Here is a 21,992-nt window from a genome sequence, read left to right on the forward strand (position 1 = left end):
TGTGAGCAGATGTATCGCACCACGACCTACGGATTTTGAGCGTGAAGGTTCTGGCTGGTGCGGAGTTGGATGAGTGGAGGAGGCGAGTTCTGTGAGCGGTCCTGACTTCGAGCGGACGTCCAAGGACGAGGTCTGGTCTCGCCGGCGGCGGACGGGCCGATGGCGATGATCAGCATCCGGCTGCCGGTTGCGATGGTCGAGGAGTTGGACGGTCTCGCGGACGTGCAGCAAGCGCGGCGCTCCGACGTCATCCGGGAGGCGTTGGCGTCCTACATCAGGGAGCGGACGGCGCCGGTAGGGCCTGACGACGCGCGGCAAGCACTCGAGGTGCTGCGGAAAGTCGTCGCCGGTCGGTTCGGTAACCATTCCGAGGCGGCGTAGGCGCAGCCCTTGCGACACGGACCCCTTGACTCGGTCGGTTTATGCTTACGGTGACCTGGGAGAACGTGCTTGAGCACGTCGCTGGGGCCTCCGACGACCTGGTTCCCAACGCTGCTTGATGAGGACGCTATGACCCTGTGCCTTCATGCCAGCAGAGTTGAACAGATGGAAGAGGGCGTCCTCCTGTCTTTCGGCGGGGACCGATCGGCGGGGTTGGTCGGCGGTACGGTCGATGACTGCGAGCCGTAACGCGAGTGCTACTCCGTGCGATAGCGGGCTACTTTTCACACAGATAACGAAGCAGGAGGGCACATGCGGCGATGTATCCGTTGGTGGGCTCGAGCGCTGGCCGTTGCTGTGGGGCTCGGCTCAGTCACCGTCGCGGCAGCGCCCGCCCGTGCGGCAGCGCAGATCACTCAGATCGGCAGCCTGGCCGGGCAGACGAACTCCAATGAGTTCCACGTATCGGCGGCGGTCAGCGACGACGGGAACGTGGTCGTGTTCCGGTCCAGCGATCCGGCGCTGGTCGCCGCGCTCGGCAACGGCTACCGCCCGCCGCAGCTGTTCGTCTGGCGCCGTGGCGTCGCCGGCGTCGAGCAGGTGTCGGTGAGCGCCGGCGGGGAGAAGGCCAACTCCTACGTCACCGAGTTCAGCCTCGCGGGCAACGGCCGGTACGTGGTGTTCGCCTCGACTGCCACGAACCTCGGGCCGGGTTGCGTGGGGCAGCAGCCCTGCCTGTTCCGCAAGGACCTGGTCACGGGTGCGGTCATCTCGGCGTCGCCCGGCCTGTTTAACGGCACGCCGGGCGGGAGCGGGGTGTTCGCGAACCAGCCGTCGACGTCCAGCGACGGCAGGTTCGTCCTGTACCGCACCGGCGAGGTCAACGCGGTCGTGCTCTCCGACCTCGTGCTCGGCATGAGCCGCAGGCTGACCCGGGCGTCACTCACCGGCGATGTACCGCAGTCGCTGCTGTACCTGGCCGGGACGGAGTCGTACCACGTCACGCGGCAGACAGTGTCCGACGACGGCCGGTACATCCTCGTGTACGGCCAGGACGCAGGTACGCGCGACGACCTGTTCCTCGTCGACACCACCTCGAACGTCTCGCGCAGGATCACCCGCGCCGTCGACGGCGGCCCCAACAACGGTAGCTCCCAGGGCGTTCAGATCACCCCGGACGGCGCGACGGTGCTGTTCGTCAGCAGCGCCACCAACCTCACTACCGACGGTGTCGCAGGTGTGTTCACCTATGACGTCGCGACCGGCGCCTCGCGGTTGGTGAGCGCCGGCGCCGACGGCCAGTACCTGCCGGCCACCAACGGCCGGGCGATCACCGATGACGGCCGGTACGTCGTGCTCAGCGACCCGATGACCGTGCGGGACCTGACCTCGGGCGTGTCCCGGCGGATCACCGACCTGGGTAGCTCGGCGCCGTTCATCGGGCTGCGCGGCAACTTCGACGTGTCGGGCGACGGGTCCACGATTGTCGGTGTCGGCACCACCGGCCCTCAGATCGACCTGAACCCCACGCACGGCGGCGTCTACGTCTTCGACGGCTACACCAGACCCGTCGTCGACCACACACCGCCGGCGGTGACCAGCAGCCCGGACCGCGCCCCGGACCAGGACGGCTGGTACCGGACGCCGGTGACGATCACCTGGTCGGCCAGCGACCCGAGCCCGTCGTCCGGGACGCCGTACACGCCGCCTCCGTCTGTCGTGTTGACGCAGGGCGCCGACCAGGTGATCACCGCGACGTCCTGCGACCCGGCAGGCAACTGCGCGCTCGCCAGCATCACCGTGAGCATGGATCGCACAGCACCGTCGGTCGCCGTCGCGGGCGTCACGGCGGGCGCTGTGTACCAGCGCGGCGCGGTGCCCGTCCCGACCTGCTCGGCCACCGACGCGGACTCCGGAATCGCCGCGGCCTGCGTCACGACGGTGACCGGCGGGAATCCGGACGGTTCCGGCGCCTTCACCGTCACCGCCACGGCCCGCGACGTCGCCGGTAACACCGGACAGGCCACGCTCACGTACACCGTGGAGGGCGCCCACGTACCGGCGACGCCGCTGCTGGCGTCGCTGGTGATGGGCGACCACTCGGCAACGGTCACCTGGCTGCGCCCGGACGACGGCGGAAGCCCGATCCTCGGCTACACGGTCACCGCGACACCGGGCGGCCGCACCTGCTCCACCGACGGACCGGACCAGTTGTCGTGCACCGTCACCGGGCTGTCCAACGGCGTGAACCACACGTTCACCGTGACTGCCCACAACGCCGCCGGCAGCAGCCCGCCCCCAGACGGTGGATCCAGCGGCCCCGGGACGGGCACCGGCAGCGGCACTCCGGGCACCCCACCGGGCGAGGTCCCGGGCGTCGAGCCGACCCCGGATCCTGCCGACGGGACACGGGTCACCCTGCGCTGGCTCGCGGCGGCATCGGAGCCGCCGATCGTCGGGTACCGTGCGACGTCCGAACCGGGCGGACAGTTCTGCGCCACCGACGGCGCGCTGTTCTGCACGATCACCGGCCTCACCCCTGGCGTGGACTACGCGTTCACCGTCGTGGCCGTTAACGGCGCCGGGTCCTCGGACCCGTCCGACCCGGTGGCGCTGCCGCCGACGCTCACGGCCGTCAGCCCGTCGCGAGGCCCGAGCTCCGGCGGTACCGCCGTCACGATCACCGGGTCCCGCCTCGCCGGCGCCACGGCGGTGCTGTTCGGTGCCAACGCCGCGACCGGTCTGACCGTCAACGCTGACGGCAGCGTCACCGTGACCGCGCCCGCCCACGCACCCGGCACGGTCGACGTCCGCGTCAGTACCCCGGCGGGGACCAGCGTGGTCACCGCATCGGCCCGGTACACGTACGAGCCGACCGCGGACCTGCGCACGGCCATCCAGTCGCCGGGTCAGGTCGCCCTCGGTGACGCGGCCACGGTCACGATCACGGTGACGAACCGCGGACCGGACCCGACCCAAGCGGCCACGACCGTCGCCCTGGCGGGTGCCGGCGCCCGCCCGCTGGCCGCCGTGAGCACCGCGGGTACCTGCACCGTCACCGGCTCGATGATCACGTGCGAACTGGGCGACCTGCTCGGTGACGCCACGGCGATCGTCACCGTGACGGTCGAACCGCAGTCGACCGGGACGTTCACGGCCACGGCGACGACCACCGGCCAGCAACCGGATCCCGAACCGGCCAACAACACGGCCGGCATAACGGTGCACGTCGCCAACACGCACGGCTGCACGATCACCGGCACCGCAGGCAACGACACGATCGCCGGCACGAACGGACCCGACGTCATCTGCGCTCTCGCCGGCGACGACCACGTCTCCGCCGGCAACGGCGACGACGTGATCTACGGCGGCTCGGGTCGCGACACCCTCGACGGCGGCAACGGCGACGACACCATCTACGCCGGCAACACCGGCAGCCTACTCACCGGCGGCAACGGCAACGACACTCTCATCGGCGGCGCCGGCGACGATACGATCCACGGCGGCAACGGCAACGACGTCATCACCGCCGGCGCCGGAGCCGACGTGATCTACGCCGGCAACGGCAACGACACTGTGGAAGCCGGCGACGGCACCGACAGCGTCGACGGCGGCAACGGCACCGACACCTGTACCGGCGCCGAGTCCCTACTCAGTTGCTGAGCCATACGGGCGCGCAAGTGGCGGTGTCGTAAGCGAGTTAGACCTGGAGCCACCTACGGGACAGTGGCTTCGTCGGTCGCGCCGCTCACTCGCGCCCGTCCTAGCGTTTGGCGAGGCGCTTCTGACACCGGGCCGCCCTCTTGGTCAGGCTTTCCAGAGGCTGGTCGACGCGAGCAAGTGCTTGGTCGATCACTGCCAGCGCGCCGGGCCAGTCGCCGCGCCGTTCAAGGGCCAGCGAGAGTCTTTCGAAGGTGTTCTGTTCCGTGCTGCCGGCGTCGATCGCCAACCGCCAGATCGAAAATGCTTGATGGAACTGCTCCAGGCGCTCGTATGACCGGGCAAGCTGGTCCAGCAACCAAAATCCGTCCTCAGTAGACTGCAGCGCCGCATCCTGGCTCAACGGTGCGAGCAGATCGATCACCATCTGGTAGCGCTTGCCATACATCAGATGACCGTACGCGCGGGCCACCTCGCGCAGCGCCGTTGCGAGGCTGCCAACGGCGACGAGATGAGCCTGGACGGGTCGCCAGAACTCGGCCGCGGTGGCGTCCTCACCGGCGTCGACGTATCGCCGAACTCGCTCCTTCGCCAGCCTCACCAGTGGCATGGGATTCGGATCGCGCATCAACGCTGGGGTCAGCACGTCCATCCGTCGATGAAAAATCTTGTCAGAGATCTCGTAGTCGTCGATTTTCCAGGAAAGCTCGTCGGCCAGATCGGCGGTAGCGCACGGCAACCTCCCCAGACAACCGCGCGAAAACTCGCCTTCCTCACCGCATGAGCCACACGCCGGCAGCGCGGCAAGACGGTCGACATGCGCGACGTACCAGCCGATCAACTCGTCACATCCGGTGGCTGATTCACCGACGGCCAGAGTCAAGTCGCTGATGAACCCATCCAGGCGTTTCCGCGTCAGGTCAGGCTCTTCCAGCGCAACCGCCGCCGCTTGCCGGCTGAGCTCGCGTCGGCGGCGTCTTCCTGCGCGCGAGTCATCGCAGCGACATGTCCAATCCTTCCAAGCATCCGCGACCTCGTCACACCCACTGGCGGCAAGAGCCTCCAGCACCGGCTCCCAAGCCGCAGGTCGCCAGTCCCGGGAATCGACGGCGTCCCAGAGCCGATGCGCGTTGCTGTGCGCTGGCGTCATCAGCGCGTATCTCGCCTCGCGTTGCGCACGTTGCTGCGTGCGCCATCGCTGGAGCGCTGCCTCAACGTCCTCGTCCTCTGGACGCCAGCCAGCCTCGCGAACCAGCCAATCCATGAGTAACTGGTCGAGGTCGAAGGTAATCTCGATACTCAGCTCGCCGTCAGACCTGGTAGGCAGCAAGGCCGTGACAAGGTCTTCGGAGGTCCGCCATCCTCGCTGCGCCGCCAGTGGCAACAGCTGAGCGAGCAGTTGCGCTGTTGCCTCAACATCCTCGTCCGCGCGATGTCGCCGCAGATGCGCGATGCCGAACGCGGCGCAGGAATCGACCAACGACAGCGACGCAACCTCGACCTCAAGCCTGCGGACCAGCTGCATCGTGCACACCACCGGAATGTCCGGCATGGTCCGCTCGCTGCGAGCGAACTCCTGGCGGAGGAAGGCTACGTCAAATCGAGCGTTGTGAGCTACCAGGACAGTGTCGTTTAGATGGCCGCACAGGGCGTCGGCGATCTCGGTAAAGGTCGGCATCCCGGCGAGTGAAATGCCGTTGACCAGCCGCGTCGTCTCGGTTCCGGGATGTACTAACGTCGACCAGCGCTCCAGCACGGTGCCGTCTTCGACGACTGCGAGCGCAAGCCAGACGACCCGGTCACGCACCGGGCTCAGCCCGGACGTCTCAACATCGAGAACTACAAAGCGCATCGCATGCCTGCCCTGTGGAGATCCGAGCCAGTCCCATGCGCAAGCCTTCCGAAGCGCAACGCCGAGCGCTACTGGCCAGACGGCTCGATGCGGTTGAGGGCGCTGTTGCATTGCCGATCGGAGGGCGCGTTGAAGCGAGTGCCGACCGGTCTTCAGATGGCGTTGGCGAGTTCGGTAAACGCTGCGGCGATGCGGAGTCCGCGTGGGGCGTCGACGCCGAGTTCGCAGTGTCCGCGGCGGAGGTTTCTTCGAGAGCGCGCACCGCGGCCCGCGGAAGTTGGCGGCGCTGGAGCTGCGGGCACAGCAGCTGACGGTGGAGGCGGTCCGCGGTGCGTCGCGGGCCGCCGCGGTCGGGGCCGTGCGGCGGATCACGACCGACCTCGGGCCGCTGATCGAGCAGTTGGCGGCGCGCTGCCAGCTCACCGTAGCCGGGCCGTTGCCGGCACGGCCGGCGCCGCGGGTCCGCCGGGTCGGTGACCGGCGGGTGAAGGTCACCGGCCGAGTTTTTTGAGGCGTTGTTGCGCTGTCTGGCGTTCCTCGGCGGTGAACAGGTCGCGGTACTTGGGCTCGAGCACTAGAGCCTCGACCGTCAGATCCAGCCGTCCGCGTTCCCAAAGCGCCCGGAACCCGTCTGACACAGCCGGACTGTGCAGCAGCTGCCGGGCCGCCTCCAACCCGCCTTGTTCGGCCACCATGCGCAGGAAGAAGGTGGCCTTGTAACCCGCCTCGTCGCGCGCGCGGGCGTACACGTTGACCATGGCGGTGTGGAAGTCGATCTGTAGCCTGGCGACGTCGACGACGGCGGGCGCGGTTCGCGGGACCGCCTGCTGTGCGGTGATCGGGGCCGCGGCGGCCGCCGGCGCCGGCTGCGGGCTGGTAGCTGGTGTGGGCTGGTTGACGAGAGTGCCGGCCAGGTGGCCGGCCTGATTGGTGGTGGCTTCGACGCCGCTCACCGTCCCGCGGTTGAGGCGTTCGCGGATGGCACCTGGACTCGCGGCGCCGGTCGGGTACTCCTCGGACGTGGCCGACGCCAACTGCGACACCGTGAGCACAGTGCCGGCTGGTCTCGCCTGGAGGACTCGCTGGATGTGCAGGCCGATGTTGCGCCGACGCGGTGCCTCATGCACCATCGCCCGTTCGACCTCTGCCTCCACCTCCGCCTCGACGTCGGCCAAGCGTTCGGTGGTGTCCGGCTTCTCAGCGGTGTTGGTCGTGGCCGGTGGGCGCGGCAAGGCCCGGCACAAGACGTTCGCGAGATGACCTGCTCGGGCCTCGATCTCGTCGTGACCCCAGGTGTTCGGCAAGGTGCGGTTGATGTTCAGCGCGCTGTGCTCGAGCAGCGCGGCACGTTTCGCCGGCCACGGGCCGTTGGACAGGGCCGCATTCAGGTGCTGGGTAGCCAGTGTGAGATTGCCGAGGGTGTCGACGAGATCATGCCGACGCTTGAGCTCGTCACCGGGCGCCACGGGCCAGTGTGCCTCCCACGACTGGGGCAGCAGGTGCTCCACGGTGAGGTTGTCCAGATCCCGGACTACGCGCTCCGTTTTGGCGGTGTGCGAGTGCTGCTCGACGAGGCCGAGGATCAACCGGAGCCGCCGTTTGTTGCCCGCCCGGTATAGGCGCCGGGCCGTCGCTGCGTGGCGGATGTCGTCGTCAGACGGCCAGTGATTTGACTGTGCGGTCTGACCGGCGAAGAACTCCCGCACCACGTCACCGGGCGGCTGTGTACTAACGCCGAGGCGTTGCAGGAGATCCAGCATCAATCGGTTGTAGTTCTTGCTCGTGTACTGGCAGATCATCCGACGCATGAGAAACGAGTCGAGGACGGCGATCGCCGGTCGCCTCGCGTCCGGACCGTATCCGCCGAGGAGCCGCAGCAGGACCGGGTGGATGACGCTGGTGTCCAACGCCCGGAGCCTGTCGGCGAAGCCTCGTTCGTAGGCGTCGAGCCCGGCACCGGTGTCGAGACCGCTGTAAATGTCGCCGTACCGTGCGAAACGGGCTAGCAGCTCAGGTAGTGGCGGCCGCGCCGGCTGCTTCAGGTAGGTCCGGAACGTCATGAACAGCTGCGCGGCCGGAACCTCTCGGCCGAGCTCCATGGTGAGGAAGTGCCCGAGGAACGCGTCGAGCCGCGGCCGGAACAGGCGGCCCTGACTGACCTCCTCTCGCCAGTACCCGTCGTCGAAGCGCGCCCAGTGCTGCTCGTACAACTTCTGAACGGGCAGGCCCTCCTGGTCGCAGGCATGGAAGACGTGGTTGCGGACGAGATCCGACGCCCGCAGAGGGGTGCCCCTGGCGTTGAGGCTCTCGAAGATCACCTGTGGGTTGTCGCCGCCGTCGAGATTGATCACGACTGCGTACATGCCGGTGTTCAGTACCTCCACGAGGCGTTCGAATGCCTTGGCGAGGTCGGCGTCGGACATCGAGGCGGCCCAAGCGTTCGCCTGGTCCGCGAAGAACAGGTACGCCTGCACGATCGTCGGTCGGCTACTCGGGTAGCGCCTGAGCAGTTCAGCCTCCGACCCGGCGCTCATCGCGTCTCGGAACGGCGCCCGGTCAGCGTTGGTCGGCCAGACCTTGAAGATCTGGTCGGGGTCGTCGCTCATCTCGTCGTCGTTGACGGTCAACCGGTACAGCGACCGGTAGAACCGGTCCGGCAGATCCGAGGCTTGGGCCAGGTCACGGATCGCGGCCAGCAGGAGTTGCAGCGTTGTCAGGCGCTGCTGCCCGTCCACGACCTGACGTACTTCGGTTGTGCCCAAGGGCCCGCGGACGTGGTCCAGGACCACTGCGCCGAGAAAGTGTGAAGCATCGCTGGAGTTGCTGGCCGGTTCCAACGCGGCGAGGAGGTCATCCCACAACGGCTCCCAGTTGGCCTCTTTGGTCCAGACGTACGGCCGCTGGAACAGCGGCACCACGAACCGGACCTCACGCCGAAAGAGATCCTTGAGGTTGAGAGGTCTGGTCTCCACCGCGTTTCCATTCCAGGTTCGACCGTGCCGACGAAACGCTAAGCATGCCACGCCACACCGGCGTCACAGCGCGACGACCGGCATGGTAAGACGCTGATCGCCGGCACCGCCGACATGGGACCTACTCCGTGTTCGAGAGCAGATCATCGATGGCTCCTGGCCGACTCCCACGCACCACATGTCGCCTTGGCAGGTGCCGGCGGAGCGGTCCAGAGCAGGACGGACGCGTTTGTCGCACGGTTTGCAGTCCGACAAAACTGACGACGGGCCTCACGAGGCAGGACGAATCCTCGACGAACTGTTTGTCCTCAACGTCGCGAGACCGGCGGGTACTGATCTCGGGGTGGCCTCAACCGGCCGGGCTCAGTTGAGCGATCACTTCGATGGTGGGGGACTTGGGTGCGGTCTTGACGCCGAGGACGTTGATCGAGAACGGCTGGGGTGCGTTCGGTGGGAAGTTCGCGACCTCGGCGGGGTTGGTGCCGGCGGCCACGACGGGTCCCTGGGCGGAGGATCTGACGACGACCATGAGGAACGGCTGCCCGACCGACTTGTCACCGGTCCAGGTGACGGTGCCGGTGACCGAGCAGCCGACGACGCCGGTGTTGCAGTTGATTTTCAGGTTGTTCGCCTGCCAGCGGGTGATGGGCTCGACCGGGGCGCCGGTCGGTACTGCGGCGAAGACCGAGACCTTTGCGGTGCGAGGGGAACGGGTCGTGACCGTCGAGCGGTCGTCGAGGTCACCGGGCACTGATGGGTCCAGCTCACCGTCCACGACGAGGCGGGTCTCTTTCGCGGCCAAGGGCACGTTCCGCGGGCCGCTGGTACCCAGGGAGGTGCCGGCCTTGTCGAACAGCTCGTACTGGTAGGTCGCCGCCGCGAGTGGCTTGTCGCTCGGATTGGTGAGCGTGAAGACCACGGACGTGTCGAAACCGACCTCGTCCGGTAGGCCGTACGGCAACGAGACAACTGTCGGCTCGCCCACCAGGAGTGGCGTTACCGGCGACGCGTTGGCGACCGGCTGGCCGATGCCGTCATCGGGTTGCTGATTGGTGGAGTCACCGCAGCCGGCGGACAGGAGTGCTGTGGCGGCTGCGGCAAGGACTCGGATCTTCACGTAAACCTCCGGGTCACAGCATCTCGGCAACCACCTTGGTCCGGCTCCGCCAAGGCGGCAACGCCACTCGATGGAGCTACAGCAAAGATCGTCCGTTTGCCGCAGTCATCGAGCGGTTCCGTTGCATTGAGCGCTGCCCCGGTCAGTCAGGCTTGAACGGTTGTCGGCGTCGAGTTGTCACCACGGTCGGCGGTCGCCGGGTTCCGGTTCCCGCCCGACGTCATCACGGGCAGCCGCTGCGGCCGGACAACGTCAGTAGCCGGTTCAACCAGCTCGCGGCCGCCGCGGGGGTCCGTCCGCTCGGCCGCACCAGATCCGGCACCTGCTCGCCTCGAACCTGCTGGATCTCGAGATACGGCATCCCGGAAGTCGCCGAACGTCTGGATCACGACCCAGCGACGTTGATGCGTCACTACTCCCGCGTCAACGCCGGACACCGCCGCCAAGCCGCCGACGACCTTGCCGAACTCGTCGCACCGGCGGAGGCCGTCACGCACCTCGACGCAGTCGCCGGGACGCTGACCGCAACCTGAACACCGGCAAACCCGTTGGGCTCCGCTTCTCCGCGCGCAAGTTCAGTGTGGACGCAGCATCAGGAACGGCACTTGATTGGAGGGCGCTAACAATGCGCTCACAGCGGAGATCAACTCTGGGCGGACACGGAAGCATGACGCAACACTGGCCGACACGCAGCGGTGTTAATATGAGGAGGTCACTTGGATGTGAGAACACTGGCCGACATGAGCCGACACTCCACAGTGGAGTCGTTGCAAGCCTGGGGGTCAAGGGGTCGTGGGTTCGAATCCCGCCGTCCCGACAGCGCAAGGGTTTTCGCAGGTCACAAGCCTGCGGGAGCCCTTTTTTCGTGTGTGAGCAGTTCGTCGAGGTCGAGCACGCCGCTGTTGGACCCCTTGACTCGACGGGTGACGAGATGCCCCTGCTCAAGATCGAAAAGCTCACTGAAGGCCTCGCCGGTGACTGGCCCGGACACCTGCGCGACTGGGACCGGACCCTGCGCGCCGCGAACCATCCGGAGACCACCCGCTACAACTACCTGCTCGCCGCGGCGCAACTCGGCCGGTATCTCGGTGAGCATTCCCCAGACCCCGACGCGGAGGACGCGGCCGAGGATCCGACGGACGTGACGAAGGCGCACGTCGAGCATTTCCAGGCGTGGGTGATCGAGACCCGCTCCGCCGCGACCGCCTTGAACAAGCACAAGGGACTGCAGCAGTTCTTCAAGTACCTCGTCGCCGAGGACGAGATGGACCGCTCGCCGATGGACCGGGTGAAGCAGCCCAAGACGCCGAAGAAGCTCATCCCTGTCATGCGCGACGACGAGACGAAGAAGCTGCTCGACGCGTGCAAGGGCAAGTCGTTCGTGAACCTGCGCGACGAGGCGCTGATCCGGCTGTACTACAACACCGGCGCACGCCTGTCGGAGGTCGGCAACCTGCTGCTGACCGACCTCGACCTGAACACGGAGTCGGTGCGGTTTCACGGCAAGGGCGCGAAGGACCGGCGGGTGCGGTTCGGGCCGAAGACCGCCCGGGCGCTGAGCCGGTAGCTGCGGGCGAGGGCAAAGCGCCGCGATGTCGAGCAGGTCCCGAACCTGTGGCTGGCCGAGCGTGGGGCCCGTCCGCTGCTGCCGAACGGGATCAAGATCCGGCTCAAACGGCTCGGGCTCGCCGCTGGCCTCGACGGTGTGCACGCGCATCGGTGGCGGCACAACTTCGCCCACGAATGGCACCGTGCTGGCGGCAACACCGGCGACCTCATGCTGCTGCTCGGCTGGACGTCCGAAGACATGCCACGCCACTACGGCGCTAGCGCTGCTGCCGAGAGAGCGCAGGAGATCCAGGCACAGTTCGGGATAGGTGAACGCGTCTGACATTCCATGCTGACACGGCCGTCGCGGCGTCATGCCGCGACGGCCCGTTGTCGTTCCCTGCGGTTCACGGCGCTGGCTGTGTCTGGCGAGGCCCGCTCGCAGCATCGATTGCGGCGGCCAGCGGCTCGGTTGCTCCGCAAAGGTCGTCCGCTTCCGCCACCACGGGTGCACGCTTACCGTTGCGACACGAAGTCACGCCTTGCGAGTCGACTCGCTGATATGCAGGCCGATTGATGTCGGCGGTGTAGTCCTGGGCGCGTACTCACTGCTGCCTCACCCTTCAGCGGTCTTTCGTGACGTAGCCCGGGACGTCGAGTTCGGTCCAGCCAAGGACGTCCCGCGTGCGTTGTTCCGCTTGCGCCAGGCTGGTTGATTCACTCAGAGGGCGGATGAGCGGGTTGATCTCTGTAACCTCGCTGAGTGACAGTTCGTAAACGGCCGGGCTGAGGTCGGTGAGGGGGACCAGAAGGCCGGCGCCGCGGATCTCGACAGCGCCGCGAGCGCCGAGGGATGCCGCCGCCAGCAGGGCGGTGGCCTCGGACGGATGCCACGAGAGGATGGCCAGAAAGTCTTTCCAATGCTCGGCGGTCAGCGACGCCCGCGGCGGACGATCGCCGAGCCGTTCGAGAACGACTTGCTCAGGAAGTTCGCCGTCGAGGCCTGGACCGGCTATCCATGCGCGGGCGGGAAGGTCTGTGCATGCAGCCGCCGTCAATGCGTCGGCCAGAGGGCTGCGGAGGCCGGCATCGCCGGGCCTGCCGACGAGGTCACCGCCGACGTCGACCAGGGTTACGGTCTCGGCTCCGAGGTCGCGGGCGGCATTCGACAGTTGTTCACGCATGCCGACGGCGCCGGCTGTTGGATCGAGCAGGACGATCGGGACGTCGAGATCTCCGGCGAGACGGGGCAAGGTCGATCCGGCAGGCGCTATCGGTCGAGTGCGCACCGTGACGACGCTGTATCCGGCGCGCCGGGTCAGACCGTGGAAGTCTGCGGCACAGCGGGGGCCGGGAAGCGGGTCGACGAGGAGACGGTCCCATGCCATCGTGGCTACCCCTACCGCGTCGATCGCGGGGTCGGCGCCCAGCGCCGCAGCTGCAATAGCATCGCCGCCGCCTGCGGCGATCATGAGCGTTCCCATCGTGTCAGCGTATGGGTATCTTGGTGATCGGTGGCTAATGGAATAGGCCAGTTCCCGGGTTCCGCAGTTCGTGGTCACACGACGGGCGTGATCATGCCCCTGGCCAGGTCAAGGCCTTGGGTTCATGATCGGGGGCGTGTGCCTACGGCAATTCGCTCATATCGGACGGAAAACCTGGACATACCGTGTCGACCAGCATAAACAATGCTCGACATTAGGTCTCAGGCGCCACGTTGCCCGATGAGCTCGATCGAGATCGTCTCATGTGGACAACAGCGTCCACAATGGACGAATAGCCGTAGCCGGGTGATTTGCTGATGGATACTGTGGAGAGAACGTCCAGGTCAACGCCCCGGTAATGGTTGTTCCGAACCCGGGTGAACGCCATTGTTTGGGGCGGATGTCCGAAATGCTGGGGACATATCTGGACAGAATAGGTCTTCCGTGTGGGCACACGAGGGCTTCAGTCGATGTGCGCGTATCGCCTGGTCAAGGCTCGTTTTCAGCCGTCCGTATTCCTACGAACTGCGGAACGCGGGAGTTACAGAGAGTTCATATGCCCGAACTGCAGCGTGTCCTGCCGAAGTACCTCCAGATCGCCAACTACATCCGGGATCGGATCCTTCGCGGCGACCTTCCGTCTGGCGCGGAGGTGCCGTCGGAACGTCAGATCGCCGTGGACTGGGAGGTCGCCCGGCCGACGGCGGCCCTCGCGTTGGAGGCGTTGCGGAATCAGGGCTTCGTCGAGTCGCGGAAAGGCTCAGGGACGTTCGTCCGTCAGCAGGGTCAGCCGAACCGGCTGGCCCCGGGAGCGTTATTCGCGGGCTCAGGAGACCGGCTTCATCTACCCTCCGAACGAACGCGCCGAGATCGTCGCAGCCGGCGTCACATCTGTTCCGGCCGCCGTCGCCGCCGCGTTAGGGATCCACCTTGATGTCTTTGCGGGTGTTCCGGCAGCAACGGCGCCGCGAGATGCCACAACGCATCCGGGCAGTACTTCTCCACGTCATCCACACCGGAGTCAACGAATGACCTTGAACTTCAACAACCCCAACTGATTCCCTATCGAGGATGGGCTGTCAAGGTCTGATGGATCTCGACCTTGTGCCGCAACTCCAGGAACATGAAGTACGTCTTGAGCGTCTGCGCCCGCGCCAGCCGGGTGCCCTTGGCCGCGTCGCGGATCACCCGACCGAAATACGCATCAGCGTCCGCCGGTTGCATCTCCCACAACGGCCGCCCGAACCAGGTACGGAACTGCTCCAGATGGCCGACATCGTTGCGGATCGTCGAGTCCGGCCGTCGAGGAGCAGGTCGGCCCGGCCGTCGCCGGTGAGGTCGACCAGGCGTAGCCGTGGGTCGGCCCGATCGAGCACCGGAACCGCGCCGTCCGCGCCGATCGTGACCGGGCTGAGGTTGGGCTGGAACCACCAGCCGGCGTCCGGCCCGCCGGTCAGCACCCCGGCGGCGCCGTCACCGTCGAGGTCGACCAGCTGGTATCCGCCGTCCGGGCCGCCCGGCTGGTACCCGGCGGCCAGCTCCCGGGGCGCCGGGTCGGGACGCGGCCGTGACCAGTCGAACTCCACCGGCGGGTACGCCCGGCGCAGGTACCCGGCGCCCTCGCGGCGGTACCCGGCGCGGGTCACCGAGCGCAGCAGCGCGTACGGCGGCCGGGTCGGGTCGGCTGCCGACGGGTCGGTGTGGTCGAGGTCGAGTGAGCTGACGAGGCAGTCTCGCCCGACCGCCGCGACCTCCGGGAAGTGGTGGAAGACGAGGATCCGCCGGCACAGCCGGTAGGTGCGCAACTCGAACCCGGGCCGGTAGGTCGAGACCGGGTCGGGCCGGCAGGGCCACGGCCGGACGGCGGTGCCGGGCAGCGGGGGCGCCTCGTCGTGCTCGCCGTAGTCGAGGACGACCTCGAAGCACCAGTCGTCGTCGGGCAGAGCACCGGTCGGCGGGTACGGGGTGCGGTTGCCGTACCGGATCCGTTTCAGGTGGCGGTTGGCGCCGCGGGTGGCGGCGTCGCGGTTGCGTTCGTGTGCGGCGGTCGGGTCGACGCCGTCGCCGTTGTCCGGGATGTACGCGAAGGTCATCGCGTTGCCCCGGTCGTCGTAGCGTTCGCTGGCCAGCCACGAGTACACCCGGGTGGAGGCGCGCGGGTCGGCGATGCGGCTGTGCGCTGTCCGGCCGTACCAGGTGGCCACGTTGCCCGCGGAGATGGTCCGCCAGCGGCTGCCGGCTGGGTCGCCGACGGGAGTCCACCGCTCGACGCGTGCGAACGCCCCTCGAGGCGCGGCCGGTACGCCGTCACCGACCACGCCCGGCCGGCCAGTTCCCGGGCGCGGGGCGGCGCGTCAACGGCGACGAGGTCCTCCGCGCCGGAGAGCAGAAACGTGTCGGTGTCGTCGTAGCGTGGCAGGCCCCGGTCGGTACGCCGGGTCACCGCGGGGGCGTCGAGCTGCCAGCCGAGCCCGAAGACGCTGGCACCCGCGCCGGAGTCGTAGCTGAGGGCCAGCTCCGGCTGGAAGCCGCCGCGCGCGCCCGGCACCGGGACGGGGAGCGTCAGCCCTACCGAGCCGTTGACCGGGTTGGTCTGGAACGTCTCGCCGATTGCGCGGACCGCGCCGCCACCGGTCGGCAGCAAGACGGCGGGCAGCGGTCCGGCCGACCCGGTCGCGGTGTCGCCTGGCGGCGCGGACTGCGTCGGCAACGGCTGTGACGGCGGCCCCCTGATCGGCTCCCCCTCTGACGGATCGTCGTGGCCGACGCACTCACCGTAGGAGCCGGGCGGCGCCGGGCGACCCGGCTGGTCGGCATGCCGACTCCCGTATGGTCGCGCCGGTGCGGGTGGGCCGCCGACGCCAGCCACGTGTGCCATGAAGTTGCGTAGCACGCGGGTTGCGGTCTCCATCGCCTCTTGAGCCTGTCGTGCCCGGTCTTCACGGGTGATTACGAACGTCACCTCGCCCCTCGCTCCAACCGGATTCCCAGCCCGCTGAAAAGATCAACACGTTCGCGGTGCAGGTGATGGCCGAGGTCGGTATCGACATCACTGCGGCGGTACCGCGCAAACTCGACGACGAACTGGCCGGGAGCAGCGACGTCGTGATCACCATGGGTTGCGGTGACGCCTGCCCGGTGTTCCCCGGCAATCGCTACGAGGACTGGAAGCTCACCGACCCGGCCGAACAGCCCATCGAAGTCGTCCGGGTCGTGCGCGATGAGATTCGCGGCCGGGTCCAAACCTGGACAACGAGCTGGTACCCCGCCCGAGCTGATGCCCCAGCCGTACCCGCCGTCGACCCACCTGGCCACCGAGAGCTGGCCGGAGCGACGTCTCCCCAGCTCAACCCGCGAAATCCAGCTCACCTGCGACCACCAACCGCGGAACCCGGCAGTCCCGGCGCTGGCCACCGCGCCGAGCCGTCACGCGAACTTGGCGATCGGATATGGTAACGACTGCGAAGTGATGCGGACCTCTCGCAAGCGGTGATGCCAGGCGTCGGCAGGGTCCTCGCATTGATCAAGCTGGCAGCAGCACCGGGAGGGTTGGCCGATGAAGACGGCAGAGATCAGGCGTCGCTACCTGGCGCATTTCGAGGCGAACGGCCACACCGTCGTGCCGAGCGCCCCGCTGCAGGCCATCGACGACCCGAATCTGCTGTTCGTTCCGGCCGGCATGGTGCCGTTCGTGCCGTTCTTCCTGAATCACCGTACGCCGCCGTACCAGCGCGCGGTGAGCGTGCAGAAGTGCGTCCGGACGCCGGATATCGACGAGGTCGGCAAGACGTCGCGGCACTGCACGTTCTTCCAAATGAACGGCAACTTCTCGTTTGGCGATTACTTCAAGCAGGGCGCGATCGACCTGGCCTGGGCGCTGTCGACGAAGACGGTGGAGGGCGGTGGCTTCGGTCTGGATCCCGAGCGGATCTGGCCGACGGTGTACCTGGACGACGACGAGGCGTTCGACATGTGGCGCCAGATCGGTGTACCGCCGGAGCGCATCGTGCGCCGGGGTAAGAAGGACAACTGGTGGCACATGGGCATCCCAGGGCCCGGCGGCACCTGTTCGGAGCTGTTCTACGACCGTGGCCCCGAGTACGGCAGGGATGGCGGCCCCGAGGTCGACGAGGACCGATACCTCGAGTTCTGGAACCTCGTCTTCATGCAGTACGAGGTCACCGATGTGAAGTCCAAGGAGAACTTCACCGTCGTCGGTGAGCTGCCCAAGAAGAACATCGACACGGGCATGGGCCTGGAGCGGGTCGCCTCGATCCTGCAGGGCGTCGACAACCTGTACGAGATCGACGAAGTTCGGCCAATCTTGGCGCGGGCGGCGGAGCTGACCGGCAAGCAGTACGGTGCCCATTCCAGCAAGGTCGCGGGCGAGTCCAATCCGGATGACGTACGGCTGCGGGTGATCGCCGACCATGTCCGCACCGCGCTGATGCTGATCGGCGACGGCGTGACGCCGAGCAACGAGGGGCGCGGCTACGTGCTGCGCCGGATCATGCGCCGGGCGATCCGGGCGATCCGCCTGCTCGGCTGGCAGGAGCCGGCGCTGCCGATCCTGCTGCCGGTCGCGCGGGACTGCATGTCCCCTTCGTACCCGGAGCTGGCGGAGGAGTTCGGGCGCATCTCGTCATACGCGTACCAGGAGGAGGAGAGCTTCCTCTCCACCCTGCGCGCGGGGACCGTCATTCTGGACACCGCCATCACCGAGGCCAAGAAGTCGGGCAGTAGCCAGCTCGCCGGCGACAAGGCGTTCCAGCTGCACGACACGTACGGCTTCCCCATCGACCTGACCCTGGAGATTGCGCAGGAGCAGGGCCTGGAGGTCGACCAACAGGGTTTCCGCCGGCTGATGGCGGACCAGCAGGCACGCGCGAAGGCAGATGCGGCGGCGCGCAAGATGGGTCACGCGGACCTGTCGGCGTACCGTTCGGTGCTCGACGCGGGCGGCCCGATCACCTTCACCGGCTACCAGGAGCTGTCCCGCGAGTCGCGGGTGCGTGCCCTGATCGGCGGCTCAGGCAGGCTGGAAGTCGCCGGGGAAGGCGACTTCGTCGAGCTCGTGCTGGACACCACGCCGTTCTACGCGGAGGGCGGCGGCCAACAGGCCGATCATGGCGTGATCAAGGTGGGCGGCGGCCAGCTCGAGGTGGTCGACGTGCAGCAGCCGCTGCCGGGCCTGATCGTGCACAAGGTACGGGTCCTGCGGGGCGAGGTGCGCGCGGGTGAGGCGGGCTTCGCGGAGATCGACGTTACTCGTCGCCAGGCGATCTCCCGATCGCACACCGCAACCCACCTGGTACACCAGACAATGCGCAACTTCCTCGGTGAGTCGGCGACGCAGGCGGGTTCGCTGAATGCACCCGGACGCTTGCGGTTCGACTTCAACACCCCGGGCGCGGTCTCGCCGTCCGTGCTGCACGACGTGGAGCAGCAGATCAACGAGGTACTGCTGCTCGATCTCGATGTCAACTGGTTCATCACCAGCCAGGAGGAGGCGCGCCGGCTGGGCGCGATGGCGCTCTTCGGCGAGAAGTACGGTGACAAGGTCCGGGTTGTCGAGATCGGCGACTACGCCCGCGAACTCTGCGGTGGCACCCACGTGGCGCGGTCCAGCCAGCTCGGCTTGGTGAAGATTCTCAGTGAGGCGTCGATCGGCTCGGGCGTGCGCCGGGTGGAGGCGCTGGTCGGCCTGGACGCGTTCGGCTTCCTGGCCAAGGAGCACGTGCTGGTGTCCCGGCTGGCCGAGTTGTTCCGGGTGCCCGGCGATCAGGTCGCCGATCGGGCGGAACAGATCGTCACGACGTTGCGTGACGCGGAGAAGGAGCTGGAGAAGCTGCGGGCGCAGATGGTGCTGGAAGGCGCGCGTGCACTCGCCGAGCAGGCCACGGAGCTGCGCGGCATCGCGTACGTCGGCACCGAGGCGCCCGAGGGCGCGGCCGGCAACGATGTGCGCGCCCTTGTCCAGGAGATCCGTGGCAGGATCGATCCTGCGCGTCCCGCGGTGGTGGCGATCACGGCCCGGGCGGGCGGCAAGGCCTCACTGGTCGTGGCGCTGAACGCGGCGGCGAAGAGCCGCGGGCTGTCGGCGGCGGATCTGGTCAAGGCCGCGCTGTCCGGCCGCGGTGGCGGCAACGCTGACCTGGCGCAGGGCGGCGGTGTCCCGGCCGGTCAGGTCGCGAACCTGCTCCAGTCGGTACGGACGGCGATTGAGGTTGCCACCGACTAACAAAGCAGGGACAGCCCGGACAGGCCGGATCGGCGCGCCAGTTCCCGGGCCAGCCCACGCGATTCCCGCACCACGTCGGCGCGGTCGACGGTGAGGACCCGGCCGTCGGCCACCGACCGACGGCCGCCGACCCACACCTCGCGGATGTCCCGCGGCGAGGCCCGGTAGACGATCGTTTGGTACGGGTCGTGAACGTTGGCCAGCGCCGGCGAGTCACCGTCGAAGACGACGATGTCGGCGCGTTTGCCGCGTTCGAGGGAGCCGATCTCGCTTTCCAGACCGAGGGCACGAGCCCCCTCGATGGTGGCCATGGCGACTGCGGAGCGGGCGTCGGCGTCGAGCGACAACGTCGCCGCCCGCTGCAGGAGCACCGTTGTCTTGATCGCCTCCAGCATATTCTGGCTGTCGTTGCTGGCGGCGCCATCGACGCCGATACCGACCGCCAGCCCGTGGCGGCGCAGGTCGGCGACCGGGCAGATACCGGAGCCGAGAATCATGTTCGACACCGGGTTGTGGGCCACCCCCACGTCGGCGTCGACCAGGATCTGCCGGTCGCGGTCACTGAGCCAGACGGCGTGGGCGGCCACCGTGGGGTGCTCGAAGACGCCCGCCTCGGCGCACCGCTCGATGGGGCTGAGCCCGGTTTCGCGCCGGGATTCGATCACCTCCTCGCGCACCTCGTGCAGGTGGAGGTGAACCCCGCAGCGCAGTTCGTCCGCGAGGTCGAGGCCGCCCTGCAACAGCTTCGGTGACTGCGCCCCGACCGTCGCGATGCCGAGCCGGAAGGACGTCATCCGGCTGGCGGCGGCGGCCTCGGCCAGCGCCCGGTGCTCCTCGATGAGGCGTCCGACGGGTACGCCCCGGCGGTCGGTGGCGCCGAACGAGACGACCGCCCGGAGGTTGACCTCGTCGAGCGCCGTCACCACCTCCGGCGTCACCGGGCCGTCCGGGGGATCACAGACGAACATGTCGTTGGTGGTCGTGATGCCGCTCTCCAGCTGCTGCACGGCCGCCAGCAAGGTGCCCACGTAAGCCATCGGCCGGGTGAGGTGCCCGGCGATCGGAGCGATCAGGCAGTCGAGCCACTCGAAAAGGGTCCGGTCCTCGGCCATGCCGGCGACCAGCGCTTCGGAGAAGTGGCCGTGCGCGTTGACGAAACCGGGCACGACGATGTCCTCGGCGCCGCCGGACACGTCGTCCCCGGGGTGCCTGGCGGCCAGCTCCGCGTACGGGGCGACGTCGTAGATGATGCCGTCCACGATGCGGACCGCACCGTCGGTCAGGTCGTCACCGGTCATCGTCAGCACGTGCCGACCCCGCACGATGGTGCTGTTCAATGGCCTCTCCTGTCCTGCCACGCCAGCACGTGCAGACGGTGGGTCGCGTTGATGTCGTGGTCCGCGGCGGCCGACGCGATGACTGGCCACCGCTCACCGAGCACCGCCGTGGTGACCCCCTCCGGCATCGCCCACACCTGCCGCGGCGGCCAGCCGAGCCGGCGACCGAGGTCGGCCGCGGCGGTGACGTCGCCCGCCGTCTCGCACACCACCTTCAGGTGCGCCCGCCCCGATCGGGCGATCTCGGTCCAGCCGTCGGCCGGGGCCGGGTCCTGGTTGCCGCGGTGGGGTCCCGCGTTGGGCAGCTTGGGGGAGACGACGAACAGGTCGATGTGCGTACGGGCGAAATCGTTCGGCAGGATCGTGCCGTTCGTCTCGACCTGGATGGTGCACCCGCGCTCGTGCAGCGCCGCGACGAATTCCTGCCAGGCCGGGCGGCCCTGGTGCATCATCGGCTCGCCACCGGTCAGCACGACGAGGCAATTCTCCGGCAGCATCGCGAGGACGTCGGCGACCGGGGTCATCGAGATCTCGCCCCGCAGGTTGAAGCGGCTCCCGTCCCAGGTGTACGGCGTGTCGCACCACGAGCAGGAGAGGTTGCAGCCGCCGAGGCGTACGAACCAGGACACCCGGCCGGCGTACGGGCCTTCACCCTGCAGCGTGGGGCCGAACACCTCGGAGATCGGCAGCGCGGTCAAAGCCGGACCTCGGCGGCGTTCACATGGGTCTCGTCGACGCGCACCCGGGTCACCGCCACTCCGGGCCACCCCTCCGACCGGATGTACTCCTCGGTCACCCGCCACAGCAGCGCCGCGACATTTTCGACCGTGGGCCAGTCGAGCCCCGACGACGGCTTGTCCGCGCCGAAGAGGAAGACCTTGGAGCCGGCGGCGGTGAGGGCAGCGGCGAGCTCGTCCCGCTCACCCAGCATCGCCCCGTGATCCAGGTACGTGTCGATCCACTCGCGGATCCTCGCCTTGAACGCGCCGAACTCGAGGACGATGCCGTCCTCGCTGGCGTCTCCGGTCACGCTGATCTCGATCCACCAAGAGTGCCCGTGCAGGCTCTGGCACTTGCCGCCGAGGTGGGGCAGGCGGTGGGCGGTCTCGAAGTTGTGCCGGATCATCACGCTGGTGGACGCGGGAAGAACTGCGGGTTCGGTCACTAGGGCACCATCCTTCCGACAGGGCCTTCTGAGAGGGTTGCTGTTGGAACTCGGCAAGGATCGAGAGACGGCCTGGTGCGGTCGCCCTTCGAGGGCCTGCATGACACCGCCGCTCTCGGTTCTTGTCGGGGCTGCCGACCGGCCACAGGGAGATGCGCCGTAGAACGCCGGTTAGTGACCACCCGGCAGTCAGCCCCGTTCGTCGAGTCGCGTCGCTGCCATCGCAAGGAGAAGT

Annotated in this window: 14 protein-coding genes and 4 pseudogenes; 8 read left to right on the forward strand and 10 right to left on the reverse strand. The window is 68.0% G+C overall.

Translation table 11 applies throughout. The features are described from left to right. Window positions 1-159 precede the first annotated feature (159 nt). Both AB0H83_RS36650 and AB0H83_RS36655 read left to right on the forward strand, forming a co-directional pair. Window positions 160-381 carry a ribbon-helix-helix protein, CopG family gene (locus AB0H83_RS36650; protein WP_360103266.1) on the forward strand — a complete coding sequence of 74 codons (222 nt, stop codon included), beginning with the start codon at window positions 160-162 and terminating at the stop codon, window positions 379-381. Between the two features lie 357 nt (window positions 382-738). Continuing rightward, window positions 739-4,044: a fibronectin type III domain-containing protein gene (locus AB0H83_RS36655; protein WP_360103268.1), complete on the forward strand. Its 3,306-nt coding sequence runs from the start codon at window positions 739-741 to the stop codon at window positions 4,042-4,044. 100 nt (window positions 4,045-4,144) lie between these two features. Here the strand turns inward: AB0H83_RS36655 and AB0H83_RS36660 are convergent, their stop codons facing one another. Both AB0H83_RS36660 and AB0H83_RS36665 read right to left on the reverse strand, forming a co-directional pair. Continuing rightward, window positions 4,145-6,004: a 3'-5' exonuclease gene (locus AB0H83_RS36660; RefSeq protein ID WP_360103270.1), complete on the reverse strand. Its 1,860-nt coding sequence runs from the start codon at window positions 6,002-6,004 to the stop codon at window positions 4,145-4,147. A 41-nt stretch (window positions 6,005-6,045) separates the two neighbouring features. Next, window positions 6,046-6,141 (reverse strand): annotated as a pseudogene (locus AB0H83_RS36665) (IS6 family transposase); the annotation flags it as partial. Here AB0H83_RS36665 and AB0H83_RS36670 point away from each other — a divergent pair. Further along, window positions 6,096-6,404, forward strand: coding sequence for a hypothetical protein (locus AB0H83_RS36670; RefSeq protein WP_360103352.1), 309 nt, complete (start codon window positions 6,096-6,098; stop codon window positions 6,402-6,404). The pseudogene AB0H83_RS36665 and the gene AB0H83_RS36670 sit on opposite strands and share 46 nt — an antisense overlap. Here AB0H83_RS36670 and AB0H83_RS36675 read toward each other — a convergent pair. Together AB0H83_RS36675 and AB0H83_RS36680 are read right to left on the reverse strand one after the other, a co-directional pair. Further along, window positions 6,385-8,916, reverse strand: coding sequence for a DUF262 domain-containing HNH endonuclease family protein (locus AB0H83_RS36675; RefSeq protein ID WP_360103272.1), 2,532 nt, complete (start codon window positions 8,914-8,916; stop codon window positions 6,385-6,387). The two genes, AB0H83_RS36670 and AB0H83_RS36675, sit on opposite strands and share 20 nt — an antisense overlap. A gap of 298 nt (window positions 8,917-9,214) precedes the next feature. Next, window positions 9,215-9,982, reverse strand: coding sequence for a hypothetical protein (locus tag AB0H83_RS36680; RefSeq protein WP_360103274.1), 768 nt, complete (start codon window positions 9,980-9,982; stop codon window positions 9,215-9,217). 35 nt (window positions 9,983-10,017) lie between these two features. Between AB0H83_RS36680 and AB0H83_RS36685 the strand changes: the two genes are divergently transcribed. Beyond that, window positions 10,018-10,515, forward strand: coding sequence for a hypothetical protein (locus AB0H83_RS36685; RefSeq protein ID WP_360103276.1), 498 nt, complete (start codon window positions 10,018-10,020; stop codon window positions 10,513-10,515). A gap of 398 nt (window positions 10,516-10,913) precedes the next feature. Then, window positions 10,914-11,873, forward strand: a pseudogene (locus AB0H83_RS36690) (tyrosine-type recombinase/integrase). Between the two features lie 280 nt (window positions 11,874-12,153). Here AB0H83_RS36690 and AB0H83_RS36695 read toward each other — a convergent pair. Continuing rightward, a complete protein-coding gene (locus tag AB0H83_RS36695; protein WP_360103278.1) occupies window positions 12,154-13,014 on the reverse strand; it encodes a DUF1152 domain-containing protein in 861 nt (286 codons plus the stop codon). A gap of 556 nt (window positions 13,015-13,570) precedes the next feature. Here AB0H83_RS36695 and AB0H83_RS36700 point away from each other — a divergent pair. Next, window positions 13,571-13,948 (forward strand): winged helix-turn-helix domain-containing protein, encoded by a 378-nt coding sequence (locus tag AB0H83_RS36700; protein ID WP_360103280.1) that lies wholly within the window; start codon window positions 13,571-13,573, stop codon window positions 13,946-13,948. 128 nt (window positions 13,949-14,076) lie between these two features. Here the strand turns inward: AB0H83_RS36700 and AB0H83_RS36705 are convergent, their stop codons facing one another. Together AB0H83_RS36705 and AB0H83_RS36710 are read right to left on the reverse strand one after the other, a co-directional pair. Continuing rightward, entirely contained in the window at window positions 14,077-14,202 is a 126-nt protein-coding gene (locus AB0H83_RS36705; RefSeq protein WP_360103282.1) for a hypothetical protein, read from the reverse strand. Next, window positions 14,199-15,925: pseudogene (locus tag AB0H83_RS36710) on the reverse strand (SpvB/TcaC N-terminal domain-containing protein). The gene AB0H83_RS36705 and the pseudogene AB0H83_RS36710 overlap by 4 nt, the downstream one beginning before the upstream one ends. A gap of 74 nt (window positions 15,926-15,999) precedes the next feature. Between AB0H83_RS36710 and AB0H83_RS36715 the strand changes: the two are divergent. Together AB0H83_RS36715 and alaS are read left to right on the forward strand one after the other, a co-directional pair. Next, window positions 16,000-16,257: pseudogene (locus AB0H83_RS36715) on the forward strand (heat-shock protein HtpX); the annotation flags it as partial. A 313-nt stretch (window positions 16,258-16,570) separates the two neighbouring features. Further along, window positions 16,571-19,255, forward strand: a complete 2,685-nt coding sequence (gene alaS, locus AB0H83_RS36720; protein WP_360103284.1) for an alanine--tRNA ligase — start codon at window positions 16,571-16,573, stop codon at window positions 19,253-19,255. Here alaS and AB0H83_RS36725 read toward each other — a convergent pair. Genes AB0H83_RS36725 through AB0H83_RS36735 form a run of 3 tightly spaced genes read right to left on the reverse strand, consistent with a single transcriptional unit; the run spans window position 19,252 to window position 21,757 of the window. Next, window positions 19,252-20,592 carry an amidohydrolase gene (locus AB0H83_RS36725; protein ID WP_360103286.1) on the reverse strand — a complete coding sequence of 447 codons (1,341 nt, stop codon included), beginning with the start codon at window positions 20,590-20,592 and terminating at the stop codon, window positions 19,252-19,254. The two genes, alaS and AB0H83_RS36725, sit on opposite strands and share 4 nt — an antisense overlap. Next, window positions 20,589-21,290 (reverse strand): 7-carboxy-7-deazaguanine synthase QueE, encoded by a 702-nt coding sequence (locus AB0H83_RS36730; protein WP_360103288.1) that lies wholly within the window; start codon window positions 21,288-21,290, stop codon window positions 20,589-20,591. Before AB0H83_RS36730 ends, AB0H83_RS36725 begins: the two co-directional genes overlap by 4 nt. Beyond that, entirely contained in the window at window positions 21,287-21,757 is a 471-nt protein-coding gene (locus AB0H83_RS36735) for a 6-carboxytetrahydropterin synthase (protein ID WP_360103290.1), read from the reverse strand. The genes AB0H83_RS36730 and AB0H83_RS36735 overlap by 4 nt, the downstream gene beginning before the upstream one ends. Between the last annotated feature and the right edge of the window lie 235 nt (window positions 21,758-21,992).

This window comes from Dactylosporangium sp. NPDC050688 (genome assembly GCF_040654515.1).
In the GTDB taxonomy this organism is placed as follows: domain Bacteria; phylum Actinomycetota; class Actinomycetes; order Mycobacteriales; family Micromonosporaceae; genus Dactylosporangium.

Coding starts and splice junctions, on each gene's coding strand:
- AB0H83_RS36650 (WP_360103266.1), top strand. CDS start 160: ATGGCGATGATCAGCATCCGGCTGCCGGTTGCGATGGTCGAGGAGTTG.
- AB0H83_RS36660 (WP_360103270.1), bottom strand. CDS start 6,004: ATGCAACAGCGCCCTCAACCGCATCGAGCCGTCTGGCCAGTAGCGCTC.
- AB0H83_RS36695 (WP_360103278.1), bottom strand. CDS start 13,014: ATGGGAACGCTCATGATCGCCGCAGGCGGCGGCGATGCTATTGCAGCT.
- AB0H83_RS36700 (WP_360103280.1), top strand. CDS start 13,571: ATGCCCGAACTGCAGCGTGTCCTGCCGAAGTACCTCCAGATCGCCAAC.
- alaS (WP_360103284.1), top strand. CDS start 16,571: ATGAAGACGGCAGAGATCAGGCGTCGCTACCTGGCGCATTTCGAGGCG.